General features: G+C 60.3%; 10 protein-coding genes. 3 read left to right on the top strand and 7 right to left on the bottom strand.

Annotation, left to right across the window (positions count from 1 at the left end):
* From narI to IFO71_RS11090, 5 genes are all read right to left on the bottom strand, one after another.
* Nucleotides 1-705 (bottom strand): respiratory nitrate reductase subunit gamma, encoded by a 705-nt coding sequence (gene narI / locus IFO71_RS11110; protein WP_192029708.1) that lies wholly within the window; start codon nt 703-705, stop codon nt 1-3.
* A 1051-nt stretch (nt 706-1756) separates the two neighbouring features.
* A complete protein-coding gene (narJ, locus tag IFO71_RS11105) occupies nt 1757-2512 on the bottom strand; it encodes a nitrate reductase molybdenum cofactor assembly chaperone (protein WP_192029707.1) in 756 nt (251 codons plus the stop codon).
* The gene (gene narH / locus IFO71_RS11100) at nt 2509-4053 is read right to left on the bottom strand and encodes a nitrate reductase subunit beta (RefSeq protein WP_192029706.1); all 1545 of its coding nucleotides are present in this window, start codon (nt 4051-4053) and stop codon (nt 2509-2511) included. Before narH ends, narJ begins: the two co-directional genes overlap by 4 nt.
* 133 nt (nt 4054-4186) lie before the next feature.
* Nucleotides 4187-7930, bottom strand: coding sequence for a nitrate reductase subunit alpha (locus IFO71_RS11095; protein WP_192029705.1), 3744 nt, complete (start codon nt 7928-7930; stop codon nt 4187-4189).
* A gap of 141 nt (nt 7931-8071) precedes the next feature.
* Nucleotides 8072-9478 (bottom strand): NarK family nitrate/nitrite MFS transporter, encoded by a 1407-nt coding sequence (locus IFO71_RS11090; RefSeq protein ID WP_192029704.1) that lies wholly within the window; start codon nt 9476-9478, stop codon nt 8072-8074.
* A gap of 426 nt (nt 9479-9904) precedes the next feature.
* Between IFO71_RS11090 and IFO71_RS11085 the strand changes: the two genes are divergently transcribed.
* Together IFO71_RS11085 and IFO71_RS11080 are read left to right on the top strand one after the other, a co-directional pair.
* Nucleotides 9905-10051 carry a lmo0937 family membrane protein gene (locus tag IFO71_RS11085; protein ID WP_192029703.1) on the top strand — a complete coding sequence of 49 codons (147 nt, stop codon included), beginning with the start codon at nt 9905-9907 and terminating at the stop codon, nt 10049-10051.
* A gap of 383 nt (nt 10052-10434) precedes the next feature.
* Nucleotides 10435-10638: a CsbD family protein gene (locus IFO71_RS11080; RefSeq protein WP_192029702.1), complete on the top strand. Its 204-nt coding sequence runs from the start codon at nt 10435-10437 to the stop codon at nt 10636-10638.
* Between the two features lie 211 nt (nt 10639-10849).
* Here IFO71_RS11080 and IFO71_RS11075 read toward each other — a convergent pair whose 3' ends face one another.
* Both IFO71_RS11075 and IFO71_RS11070 read right to left on the bottom strand, forming a co-directional pair.
* On the bottom strand, nt 10850-11218 hold the full coding sequence (locus IFO71_RS11075; RefSeq protein WP_192029701.1) for a hypothetical protein: 369 nt from the start codon (nt 11216-11218) through the stop codon (nt 10850-10852).
* A 146-nt stretch (nt 11219-11364) separates the two neighbouring features.
* A complete protein-coding gene (locus IFO71_RS11070; RefSeq protein ID WP_192029700.1) occupies nt 11365-11517 on the bottom strand; it encodes a DUF3096 domain-containing protein in 153 nt (50 codons plus the stop codon).
* A gap of 284 nt (nt 11518-11801) precedes the next feature.
* Here IFO71_RS11070 and IFO71_RS11065 point away from each other — a divergent pair, with 284 nt between their 5' ends.
* Nucleotides 11802-12434, top strand: coding sequence for a GNAT family N-acetyltransferase (locus IFO71_RS11065; RefSeq protein ID WP_192029699.1), 633 nt, complete (start codon nt 11802-11804; stop codon nt 12432-12434).
* The last annotated feature ends 260 nt before the right edge of the window (nt 12435-12694 follow it).

Below are 12694 nucleotides of genomic sequence, written 5' to 3'. Positions count from 1 at the left end.
TTAGTTCCCCTGGCCGTAGTGGATGACCGGCTGGCGCTTGCGCACCACCTGATAGGGCCGGCTCAGGTAGGACACCGGCAGGCTCCAGATGTGCACCAGGCGGGTGAACGGGAAGATGAAGAACAGCAGCATGCCGAGGAATACGTGGCTCTTGTAGATCCAGTGGGCGTCGGCGATGTACTCGGCCGCACCCCAGCGGAAAGTCACGATGTGCTGCGCCCACTCCGCCAGTTTCACCATCTGCACGCCATCCATATGGCCCGAGGACACCACAATCGATGCCATGCCCAACAGGAGTTGCGCGTAGAGCAACGCCAGCACGAGGATGTCGCGACCACTGGAGTTGGCTCGAATGCGCGGATTGAACAGACGGCGTAGCAGCAGGATGGTCATACCGACAAAGGCGAACACGCCAAAGATGCCACCGGCGACCATCGCCAGCAGCTGCTTCTGCCCCGAGGTGATAAAGGGTTCATACAGGGCATGCGGCGTGAGCAGGCCGACCAGGTGACCGAGCAGAATGGCGATGACACCGAGGTGCATCCAGTTGCTGCCAAGCCGCATCCATTTTCCGGACAACAACTGACTTGAGCCGGTGCGCCAGGTGTACGGATCGCGGTCGAAACGCACCCAGCTGCCGATCAGAAACACGGCCAACGCGATGTAGGGGAAAATCTGAAAGCAGAACTGATTGATGTAATTCATGGCATCACCTGCGGTCTAACTTGATGTTCGGATCGATTGGCTTCGCGAAGGGCGCACCTTGGGCCTGTCCCTGCGTAGTGCAACGCACCCTGAGTCTGTCGAAGGGTGCCTCGACAGGGCCGGTGGCGAGTTCCCGCACCGCGCTCTGCTCAGGCTCGCTTCGACAGGCTCAGCGAGCGAAGAGTGGGCAAGGATCGAACGCCAATGCATGTCAGGCTCCCGCCGTGCGCTCAACAAACCGATTGGGCGCGCAGGCATCAGTGGCTGGGGCTTGCGGGCCAAACTTCGTGCAACGCACCCTGAGCCTGTCGAAGGCTGCCTCGACAGGGCCGGTGGCGAGTTTCCGCACCGCGCTCTGCTCAGGCTCGCTTCGACAGGCTCAGCGAGCGAAGAGTGGGCAGGAATCGAGCGCCAATGCATGTCAGGCTCCCGCCTTGCGCTCAACAAACCGATTGGGCGCGCAGGCATCAGTGGCTGGGGCCTGCGGGCCAAACTTCGTGCAACGCACCCTGAGCCTGTCGAAGGGTGCCTCGACAGGGCCGGTGGCGAGTTCCCGTACCGCGCTCTGCTCAGGCTCGCTTCGACAGGCGCAGCGAGCGAAGAGTGGGCAGGAATCGAGCGCCAATGCATGTCAGGCTCCCGCTGAGCGCTCAACCAACCGATTGGGCGCGCAGGCATCAGTGGCTGGGGCCTGCGGGCCAAACTTCGTGCAACGCACCCTGAGCCTGTCGAAGGGTGCGTCGACAGGGCCGGTGGCGAGTTCCCGCACCGCGCTCTGCTCAGGCTCCCTTCGACAGGCTCAGCGAGCGAAGAGTGGGAAAGAATCGAACGCCAATGCATGTCAGGCTCCCGCCGTGCGCTCAACCAACCGATTGGGCGCACAGGCATCAGTGGCTGGGGCTTGCGGGCCAAACTTCGTGCAACGCACCCTGAGCCTGTCGAAGGGTGCCTCGACAGGGCCGGTGGCGAGTTTCCGCACCGCGCTCTGCTCAGGCTCGCTTCGACAGGCTCAGCGAGCGAAGAGTGGGCAGGAATCGAGCGCCAATGCATGTCAGGCTCCCGCCGAGCGCTCAACAAACCGATTGGGCGCGCAGGCATCAGTGGCTGGGGCCTGCGGGCCAAACTTCACCGCCTCTTCCTCCCACACTTTGTCCATCGCCTCCGGCGTGTCGTCGCGCTCTTCGTTGGCCGCGCGACGGCGGAAGGTCGCCAGGTCCGGTTGTAGTCCGGAGTGCTTGATCAGCAGTTCGAACAACTGGGCATACGGGCTTTCCCGTTCCTCTGCGCGTGCCGCCAGCAGACTGAGGATCTGGTTAAGATGGCCTAGCCATTCGCGCCCTTCGGCCTCGCTGCGTTGCGACAGATATTCCAGCAGCAGGGGCAGATAGTCCGGCAACTCACGGCTGTCGATCTCAAAGCCATTGCGTCGATAGGTGTCCATCAAGTCGACCATGGCCTGGCCACGATCGCGCGATTCGCCATGAATATGCTCGAACATCAACAGGCTCATTGCCCGACCGCGATCGAAGGTTTCGCTCCAGGTCGCCTGCGCCTGCATCGGATCGACCGCCAGCAGGCGATCGATAAAGCCATGCAGGGCCTGGCGTGCCTCATTGTCAAAACCCAGCTCGTAGACCGCGGCGCGCAGTTCCTTGCCCAGGGTGAACAGCTCATCCTGCGGATAATCGAGCAACAGGCTGATCAGTTTCAGCTGACGCGCCGGATTCGGCGCAGCGGCCTCGCCGCAGGTGCATTGACCACAGCAATCGCTGCCTACGGAATTCTGGATGTGCAAGCCTGCGTTCATACCGGCTCCTTATGCTTTTGCTGCCGCGCCGGCGGCACCTGGTAGACGGTTTGCTTCTTGGCGCCAAACAGGTCGGCTGGCGTGCTGCCGTTGCAGCCGTTGCCGAAGCTGAAACCACAACCACCGCGTTCACCGAAGGCATCGTTGGCGTATTCACGATGTGCACTGGGCACCACGAAGCGATCCTCGTAGTTGGCAATCGCCAGATAGCGGTACATCTCCTGCGCCTGATGCACGCTGAGGCCGACCTGCTCGAGCACCTTGGTGTCCTCAACGCCGTCGACATTCTTCGCTCGCCGCCAGGCGCGCATGGCCAGCATGCGTTCCAGCGCCAGTGCCACCGGCCGCTCATCACCCGCGGTAAGCAGGTTGGCCAGGTACTTCAGCGGAATGCGCAGCGACTTCACGTCGGGCAGCTCGCCATGCATATCGATCGTGCCTTGTTCGGCGGCATTCTGAATCGGGCTGAGCGGCGGCACGTACCACACCATCGGCAAGGTGCGATATTCGGGATGCAAGGGTAGGGCAAGCTTCCAGTCGATGGCCAGCTTGTACACCGGCGACTCGCGCGCGGCCTCAAGCCAGTTTTCCGGAATGCCTTCCTTGCGCGCCGCCTCGATCACCTTCGGATCGTTCGGGTCCAGGAACACATCGAGATGTGCCTGATAGAGATCCTGTTCCTGCGGCACCGCCGCGGCCTCGCTGATCTTATCGGCGTCGTACAGCATCACGCCGAGATAGCGGATACGACCAACGCAGGTCTCTGAACATACGGTTGGCTCGCCCATCTCGATGCGTGGATAGCAGAAGATGCACTTCTCCGACTTGCCGGACTTCCAGTTGTAGTAGATCTTTTTGTACGGACAGCCCGACACACACATGCGCCAGCCCCGGCATTTGTCCTGATCGATCAGCACGATGCCGTCTTCCTCGCGCTTGTAGATCGCGCCGGACGGGCAGGACGCCACGCAGGCAGGATTCAGGCAGTGCTCGCACAGGCGTGGCAGGTACATCATGAAGGTCTTTTCAAACTGACCGTAGATGTCTTTCTGCACCTGATCGAAGTTCTTATCCTTGGAACGCTTGGCGAATTCGGTGCCGAGAATCTCTTCCCAGTTCGGGCCCCAATGGATCTTCTGCATGCGCTGACCGGAGATCAGCGAGCGCGGCCGTGCGGTCGGTTGGTGCTGACCCTCCGGCGCCTCATGCAGGTGGTGGTAGTCGAAATCGAACGGCTCGTAGTAGTCGTCGATCTGCGGCAGATCCGGGTTGGCGAAAATCTTCGCCAGCATGCGGAAGCGACCGCCGGCCTTCAGCTGCAGCTTGCCGCTGGACGTGAGAACCCAGCCACCGTTCCACTTGTCCTGGTTTTCCCATTCTTTCGGGTAGCCGATACCGGGCTTGGTTTCGACATTGTTAAACCAGGCGTATTCGACACCTTCACGCGAAGTCCAGACGTTCTTGCAGGTGATCGAACAGACATGGCAGCCAATGCACTTGTCCAGGTTCAACACCATCGCGATTTGAGCGCGCACCTTCATTGGGTCACCTCGACAATTGTTTTCGTCATCCCGGCGAACGCCGGGATCCACCTTGGATAGGAAAAGAAGAGCAAACTGGATCCCGGCTCTTGCCGGGATGACGGCGGGGCGGTTTCCGACGGCTTAGTCCGACTCATCGCTCTACCTCCGCATCCGCCGGCACTGCCTCCCCATCCAGCCAATCCACCTTCTTCATCTTGCGCACGATCACGAACTCGTCGCGGTTGGTGCCGGTGGTGCCGTAATAGTTGAAGCCGTAGCTAAGCTGGGCGTAGCCGCCGATCATGTGGGTCGGCTTGACCACCACCCGGGTCACCGAGTTGTGGATACCACCGCGGGTGCCACTGATTTCCGACCCTGGCGTGTTGATGATGCGTTCCTGGGCGTGGTACATCATCGCCATGCCGGACATCACGCGTTGACTCACCACCGCACGCGCGGCAATGGCGCCGTTGACGTTGAATAGCTCGATCCAGTCGTTGTCTTCGATCCCGGCCTCTTTGGCATCGGTCTCGCTTAACCAGACGATCGGTCCGCCACGTGACAGGGTCTGCATCAACAGGTTGTCGCTGTAGGTGCTGTGAATGCCCCATTTTTGATGCGGGGTAATCCAGTTCAGCACGATCTCTTTGTTGCCGTTCGGCTTCTTGCCGAGGATCGGGTGAATGGTCTTGGTAGTGACCGGTGGGCGATAGCCCATCAGGCCTTCGCCGAAGGCGCGCATCCACTCGTGATCCTGGTAGAACTGCTGCCGGCCGGTCAGAGTGCGCCACGGGATCAGTTCGTGCACATTGGTGTAGCCGGCGTTGTAGCTGACGTGTTCGTCTTCCAGACCCGACCACACCGGCGAGCTGATGATCTTGCGTGGCTGCGCCTGTACATCGCGGAAGCGAATCGCCTCGTGTTCCTTACCAACGGCAAGATGCGTGTGCTCGCGGCCAGTGAACTTGCCTAGTGATTCCCAGGCTTTGACCGCAACATGGCCATTGGTTTCCGGTGCGAGATGCAGGATGACTTCGGCAGCATCGATCGCGGTCTCGATCTTCGGTCGGCCCTGGCTGATGCCGGGTTCGGTCACCCGATGATTGAGGTCGGCCAGGAAGTCGATTTCGTCCTGGGTGTTCCAGACTAGGCCCTTGCCCCAGTTGCCGAGTTTGTCGAGCAGGGGGCCGAGTGAGGTGAACTTCTTATACAGGTTGGGATAGTCGCGCTCGACCACCACCATCGCAGGCATCGTCCTGCCCGGAATCGGCTCGCATTCGCCTTTCTTCCAGTCGGTGACCGCAAACGGCATGGAGATTTCATTCGGGGTGTCGTGCAGGGTCGGTACCAGGACCAGATCCTGCTCAACACCGAGTACCCCCGGCGCCACTTCGCTGACCTTCTTCGCAATGCCCTTGAAGATGTCCCAGTCGCTGCGTGCCTCCCAGGCCGGGTCTACCGCTTTCGACAGCGGATGGATGAAAGGATGCATGTCCGAGGTATTGAGATCGTTCTTCTCATACCAGGTGGCGGTCGGCAGCACCACATCGGAATACAGTGCGGTGGTGCACATGCGGAAGTCGAGGGTCACCAGCAGGTCGAGCTTGCCTTCCGGCGCCGGATCACGCCATTTCACTTCCATCGGCTTGGACTGACCACGTTCGCCAAGATCCTTGCCCTGCAAACCGTTGCGGGTGCCCAGCAGGTGCTTCAACATGTACTCATGACCCTTGCCCGAACTGCCGAGCAAGTTGCTGCGCCAGATAAACAGATTGCGCGGGAAATTCTCCGGTGCGTCGGGATCGGCGAAAGCGAAATCCAGCGAGCCATTCTTGAAGCTCTCCACCGCGTGCGGAATCGCTTCCTTGCCGGCTTTGGCGGCATCACGGGTGAACTGGAACGGATTCATGTTGAGCTGCGGTGCTGAGGGCAGCCAACCCATGCGTATCGCGCGCAGATTGAAATCGACCAACGAACCCTGGTACTTCTTCGGATCGGCCAGCGGGGAGAGAATCTCCTCAACACCGAGTTTCTCGTAACGCCACTGCGAAGAATTGAAATACCAGAAGCTGGTGCCATTCATGTGTCGTGGCGGCCGGCTCCAGTCGAGGCCGAAGGCCAGCGGCAGCCAGCCCGACTGCGGGCGCAGCTTTTCCTGGCCAACATAGTGCGCCCAGCCGCCACCGGTTTGGCCGATGCAGCCGCACATCACCAGCAGGTTGATCAGCCCGCGGTAGTTCATGTCGTTGTGATACCAGTGGTTCATCGCCGCGCCGACGATGATCATCGAGCGCCCACGGGTCTTGTGCGCAGTGCGGGCGAATTCGCGGCCGATGCGGATGATCTCGGCGCGCGGCACACCGGTAATGCTCTCCGCCCAGGCCGGCGTGCCCGGCACGTTGTCGTCGTAGCTCTTGGCCACGAAGCTGCCGCCAAAGCCACGGTCCAATCCATACTGGGCCAAGGTCAAGTCGTAGACGGTGGCGACATGGGCGTCGCTACCGTCCGCCAGGCGAAGCTTGCGGGCCGGGACGTTGCGCTGCAGCACATCCTGCTGCTTGTTTGCGGTCCATTTCTCGTGCTCGATGCCGCCGAAATAGGGCATCGATACTGAAACCATCTCGTCGTGCTGGTCGGCCAGGGTCAACCGCAGTCGGGTCTCCTGACCCTGACTGTTCTTCTCCTCGATATTCCATTTGCCCTGTTCGCCCCAACGAAAACCGACCGAGCCATTGGGAACAGTTAGCTCATCGCTCAGCTGGTCGAAACTCAGTGTTTTCCACTCGGGGTTGTTCGATTCGCCCAGTCCACCAAGATCGCTCGCGCGCAGAAAACGACCGGCTTCGAAGCTGCCATTGGCACGCTTGTCGAGCATCACCAGCAGAGGCATGTCGCTGTACTGGCGGACATAGTCGACGAAGTAGTCCGACGGATTATCCAGATGGAATTCGCGTAGGGCGACGTGGCCAAACGCCATCGCCAGGGCAGCGTCGGTGCCTTGCTTGGGGTGCAGCCAGTTATCACAGAGTTTCGCCACCTCGGAGTAATCCGGGGTGATGGCCACCGTCTTGGTGCCGTTGTACTTGGCTTCGGTGAAGAAGTGCGCATCCGGCGTGCGGGTCTGCGGAACGTTGGAGCCCCAGGCGATGATGTAGCGGCTGTTGTACCAATCGGCCGATTCCGGCACATCGGTCTGCTCGCCCCAGACCTGCGGGCTGGCCGGCGGTAAATCGCAGTACCAATCATAGAAGCTGAGGCAGGCGCCGCCGAACAGCGAGAGATAGCGCGCACCGGCGGCATAACTGACCATCGACATGGCCGGAATCGGCGAAAAGCCGATCACCCGATCCGGGCCAAACTTTTTCGCGGTGTAGATATTCGAGGCAGCGATCAGTTCATTGGCCTCGTCCCAGCGCACGCGTACGAAACCACCCATGCCACGCTTGCTCTTGTAGGACTTGGCCTTGTCGCTGTCTTCGACGATGCTGGCCCAGGCGTCGACCGGCCCCCTGCTCTTGCGTGCCTCGCGCCACAGCTTGAGCAGGGCGCCGCGAATCATCGGGTGCTTCAGTCGATTGGCCGAGTAAAGATACCAACTGTAGCTAGCGCCGCGCGGGCAACCGCGCGGCTCGTGATTCGGCAAATCAGGCCGGGTGCGCGGGTAGTCGGTCTGCTGGGTTTCCCAGGTAACCAGGCCGTTCTTGACGTAGATCTTCCAGCTGCATGAGCCAGTGCAATTCACACCGTGGGTTGAACGCACGATCTTGTCGTGCTGCCAACGCGCGCGATAACCGTTCTCCCAGGAACGATCCTGTTGTTGAGTAACGCCATGGCCATCGGAGAAGTTTTCGTCAGCGGGCTTGAAGAAGTTCAGTCGATCTAGGAAGTAGCTCATGGCGGGTTCCTGGTGATTCGTGATTGGTGATTAGTGATTCGCTGGAGCGTTGAGTGCGCGAGTTCTGGGGGCGATGTGTTGTGGTCCGTGCGGCGCTGTGGCGGTTGCCAATCACCAATCACGAATCACAAATCACGTCGCTCAACACGGAACTTCGGCGCCCTTGCGGAAGTACCACCACCAGGTGATCAGCACGCAGCTGGCGTAGAACACGACGAAGGTGTAGAGCGCCGCTTCCGGGCCGCCGGTGAGGGCGATCGAGGTGCCGTAGCTCTTGGGTACGAAGAAGCCGCCGTAGGCGCCGATGGCCGAGCTGAAACCGATCACCGCGGCCGATTCGATGCCTGCCTGGCGCGTGGCGGCGGCCTTGCCAGCGGCATCGGAATGGGCGCTCCAGCGATCCTGCTGGGTACGGAAGATGATCGGGATCATGCGGAAGGTGCTGGCATTGCCAACGCCGGTGAGCACGAACAGGGCCATGAAGGCGGCGAGGAAGGCGGCGAAGTTGCCACCGCTGGCGCCGCTGGGCAGGAAATAGAGCACGCCGAACACCGCCGCGATCATCAGCAGGAACACCCAGAAAGTGAGGAAGGCGCCGCCGAGCTTGTCCGACAGCCAGCCGCCGAAGGGCCTTGACAGCGCGCCGACCAGAGGGCCGAGGAACGCATAGCTAAGTGCATTTACTTCCGGAAACTGGGTCTTGATCAGCATCGGGAAGCCGGCCGAGTAGCCGATAAAACTGCCGAACGTGCCGATGTACAACCAGCACATCAACCAGTTGTGCTTGCGCTTGAAGATAATTGCTTGATCGGAGAATGAAGACCGTGCGCTGACCAGATCATTCATGCCGAACCAGGCGGCAAAGGTGCACACCACCAGGAACGGCAGCCAGACAAAGCCGGCGTTCTGCAGGTACAGGGTTTGACCGTCGGCGGTGGTCTGCGGGTTGCCGGCAATGGCGCCGAACAAACCCATGGTGATGACGGCGGGAATCACGAACTGGGTCACCGAGACGCCGACATTGCCCAGGCCCGCATTCATGCCCAACGCATAGCCCTGCTTGGCCTTGGGGAAGAAGAACGAGATGTTCGACATCGACGAGGCGAAATTGCCGCCGCCAAGCCCGGCCAGCACCGCGATGGTGGCGAACTGCCAGAACGGTGTGCTCGGATCCTGCACCGCATAGCCCAGCCACACCGCCGGAATGATCAGCGAAGCGGTGGAGATCGCGGTCCAGCGCCGGCCGCCGAAAATCGGAATCATGAAGCTATAGAAGATGCGCAAGGTGGCGCCCGACAGGCCAGGCAAGGCGGCCAGCCAGAACAGCTCATCGGTGCTGAAGGTGAAACCGATCTTCGGCAGGCTGACCGTCACCGCCGAGAACATCATCCACACCGCAAAGGCCAGCAGCAGGGCCGGAATCGAGATGGCGAGATTGCGATTGGCGATGCGTTTGCCGGTGGTTTCCCAGAACTGCGCGTCTTCCGGGCGCCAGTCCTCTAGGACTGGGCCACTGTTTGGAATGGGCTGTGTGGCGGAGGCTGACATGTGCGAACTCCTGACGAGTTGAGTCGGGGCCGGAGTCCGCGGCGTAGAGCGTGCGCTAGGGAGTCGATGAAACAGGCGCGGGCTGCCGGCATGGGGCCATGATCTGCGTGGCGGATTGCCGCCACACTGACTTAAGTCAAATGTGACGAGCCGACGTTCGCCCGGGCTGATCTAGATCAATCGAGTGCGATCTTCTGTGCGTGCTGTCTCGTCCGGCTGAGTGCTCGAGAGACGAGGGGGGCTCAATGGCAGAGGCCGCCCGGGGCCGAGCCAAGGGCATCGGTAAGACTTTTCTGTGGCCCAGGCTCAGCGCGCGGCGCGTATTGAGTTCGCCAACGAACAGACCCGACCAAGGCGACGGCACATCTTGGACATCCGGTCTGTTGCAAATGCGCAACGGGCCTCGATCAATTTGGAGTTCGTATCATGCTGCAGACCATCGCCGTCGTCCTGCTCGTTCTTTGGATTTTGGGCTTGGTGTCGTCATACACGATGGGTGGCTTTATTCACATCCTTCTGGTAGTCGCCCTGGTGATCATCGTGCTTCGTCTGGCTCGAGGCGAGCGGATCTAGCTGGTCAATCGATCTACGGTTTCAGCGCTGGCCATCAACAGCAACCCCGCCCGAGCGCGCAGTCTGGCGCACGGAAGGCGAGGGTAAAGCTCGCTCCAGCCGTGAGATTCTGGGCGGTTGAGAAATGACGCTGGATTGCGAGGGATCGGACACCCTGATTACTGCGATCAACCGGCGCGACAGCGATAGCGTCAGCACTCCAAAGGGCTAGTCGGAGAATCCGAGGTGCGCCAGCGCACCGACGGCGTTTCGTCTCATCGCTATCCTGGTTTGACTTCGTGCCCCCGGCCTGAGCCGCGCCAGCCACAGAGCCGCGGTGCGGAGTCCAATCGCATTCTCAATGCTGCGTCTTCTTAACTGGCGACTTCTGACAAGGACTAGATATGAACTGGGACATCGTGAAAGGCAACTGGAAACAGTTCAAAGGCAAAGTACAGACCCAATGGGGTAAGTTGACCGACGATCAGCTCGACGTCATTGACGGAAAGCGGGTTGAACTTCTGGGCAAGATTCAAGAGTCGTACGGAATCAGCAAGGACGAGGCCGAATCGCAGTTGGCCAAGTTCGAAAAGCAGAACGAAAGTTAAAAAGCGAAGCAATTCTGATCGACTCTCGCGTCACCTGTAGTCGAGTGAGCAGGTGGCGCGTGATTTCTGTGTGCACCAGAAAGACGCAAATTCTCGGCGACCCGCAAGGTTGTTGAAAGACTGATCCCGTCCTGCGACGGGATGGCGAAGCGGCGAGCTGACTCGTCCAGCCAATGCGCACTGCGGAAAGCCGTCAGCGAACAGTCAACCGTCAATACTCAAAGTGCACGCGGTTGCCATTCTCCATGTAACTGAATCTGTCGGTGGCCGGTGCTTGATCGACACCCTCGCAGCGCATGGTGAACTCGACTGGCGCACCGCTTGCCCGAAGTTCGTTTAATCGCTCGACCCCCAGCTCATATTTCGTCTTGCCGATCACACCCTTCAGCCGCGAACCGAATCCCTCTTCGGGCAAGCGGACGGCTACGGTGCGAGCACCGTCGTAACCATCCCAGAGAACGATGGTCTCTCGAGTGGCGCTGTTGACCTGTGCGGTCACCGCGAACCGGTCGCCCTTTCGTGCGCATCCCTCATTAACCAAACGATCAAAGCTGGACTCCTGAACCGGTCGGTAGGACACGCTGCAGGCACAGATCACTGCCGTGCTAAGCAGCAGCAGCGGTGACTTTGCATAGCGGAAGCCGGAGGGCCACCCGCGACGGGATCGTGAATCGCTTGCGGACCGTTCAACGCCCGGCTCATTGCAGACAGCATCGAGTAGGGCGTTCATCGCCAGCCTCCGCTACCACCCACCAGGCCCAGAATGCCAATCACGATCAGATAAATCGCGACGATGTAGTTGAGGAGTTTTGGCCGAACGAGGATCAAAATGCCGGCGATCAACGCAATGATGGGGGCAAGGCTTAACTGAATGTTCATGAAAACTAACTCCCGTGGTGTGAGTGGTTGCCCAGAACGTGGTGGATCTGGGGGACGGGCGTGGACCGTCAACTTTTCTGTTCTGACAAGTATGGGCACCTCGCCCCCGGCCTTCGGTGCGCTAGCAGACAAACAGCGATAGGCTCTGGGAAATGCCCTGTCCGCTGATCCGTTCTCGTTGATTGGTGACGATTGGCGCTTGGTTCGGAAGCAGACAGACAACCGTCGTCATCCCCCGACACACTTAGCACAGTGGTTAGTCAACTTACGGCAGTTAACAGGCTATGCAAATCCGTTCCCAATCCGTCACCCGTGTCTCGACCTTGGGCGGGCCGCAAAGAACAGCTCTTAGGAGAGATTTCGAGCCTTCCGTTGCGGTCACTGACACGGTGAATTGGCGCGGCCACGCACTCTTGATCCGTCCCATTGCGCCGGTTGACGAGATTCGCCATCAAGCATTTTTTGCGCGCCTGGAGGCAAACGATCTTCAATCGCGCTTCCATAGCCAGCTCAGCTGCATTTCGACGGCCGACAGGCAGCGCATGCTAAGCCCCGCGAGTGCCACCGAGGTTTGGCTGATTGCCTTGCTGTTGGATGCCACCGGGTTGCTTGAGATCGTCGCCACTGCCAATGCGGTCTCTACAGAAGACAACATCGAGGCTGTCTGCGGAATTGTTGTCAGGTCCGATCTGAAGCATCGCGGCCTGGGGCGATTGCTGCTCCAGCGCCTAGTCGCCTGCGCAAGGCGTCGCGGCACTCAACGAATGGTTTGCTCTGTGTCTCGCGAAAATGCTGCCATGCGCGGTCTGGTTACAAAGACAGGTTTTCTTCTCGACCGCTCCGAGCCATGCGATGGAACCATTCACTATGTGAAGCAGCTGGTTCCCTCCGCTCCCGCCTCCAACCCCCATGGCTAGCCCGGATACTTCGTGAGGGGCGCGGTTGGACCGAGAGCAAGGCGCGACGAGCCCAGAGCTGGGCCCACTTGGGCGAGAAGCAACGCCCGCAATCGGTCCATAAAACTCACGCTACGCCCGCAAGATCTCCGGGCTAGCAGGCCGCTGAAATACCCATCGGTTTTCTGAACTCTGCCCTCCCTGGCGGCTCGCCGTCAGTGGAGGTCTACCCTATCGCCCCGGGCCAGTGGGGCCTCAGAGTAGGTCGAAATCCGCTTTTC

The sequence above is a fragment of the Pseudomarimonas arenosa genome (genome assembly GCF_014841215.1).
Classification (GTDB): domain Bacteria; phylum Pseudomonadota; class Gammaproteobacteria; order Xanthomonadales; family Xanthomonadaceae; genus Pseudomarimonas; species Pseudomarimonas arenosa.
The sequence above is the reverse complement of the archived record's forward strand: the minus strand, read 5'-3'. Positions and strand labels throughout refer to the sequence as shown.

Excerpts from the sequence above, each read along its gene's own strand:
- narI (WP_192029708.1), bottom strand. The coding sequence starts at position 705 with ATGAATTACATCAATCAGTTCTGCTTTCAGATTTTCCCCTACATCGCG.
- narJ (WP_192029707.1), bottom strand. The coding sequence starts at position 2,512 with ATGAACGCAGGCTTGCACATCCAGAATTCCGTAGGCAGCGATTGCTGT.
- narH (WP_192029706.1), bottom strand. The coding sequence starts at position 4,053 with ATGAAGGTGCGCGCTCAAATCGCGATGGTGTTGAACCTGGACAAGTGC.
- IFO71_RS11095 (WP_192029705.1), bottom strand. The coding sequence starts at position 7,930 with ATGAGCTACTTCCTAGATCGACTGAACTTCTTCAAGCCCGCTGACGAA.
- IFO71_RS11090 (WP_192029704.1), bottom strand. The coding sequence starts at position 9,478 with ATGTCAGCCTCCGCCACACAGCCCATTCCAAACAGTGGCCCAGTCCTA.
- IFO71_RS11085 (WP_192029703.1), top strand. The coding sequence starts at position 9,905 with ATGCTGCAGACCATCGCCGTCGTCCTGCTCGTTCTTTGGATTTTGGGC.
- IFO71_RS11080 (WP_192029702.1), top strand. The coding sequence starts at position 10,435 with ATGAACTGGGACATCGTGAAAGGCAACTGGAAACAGTTCAAAGGCAAA.
- IFO71_RS11070 (WP_192029700.1), bottom strand. The coding sequence starts at position 11,517 with ATGAACATTCAGTTAAGCCTTGCCCCCATCATTGCGTTGATCGCCGGC.
- IFO71_RS11065 (WP_192029699.1), top strand. The coding sequence starts at position 11,802 with ATGCAAATCCGTTCCCAATCCGTCACCCGTGTCTCGACCTTGGGCGGG.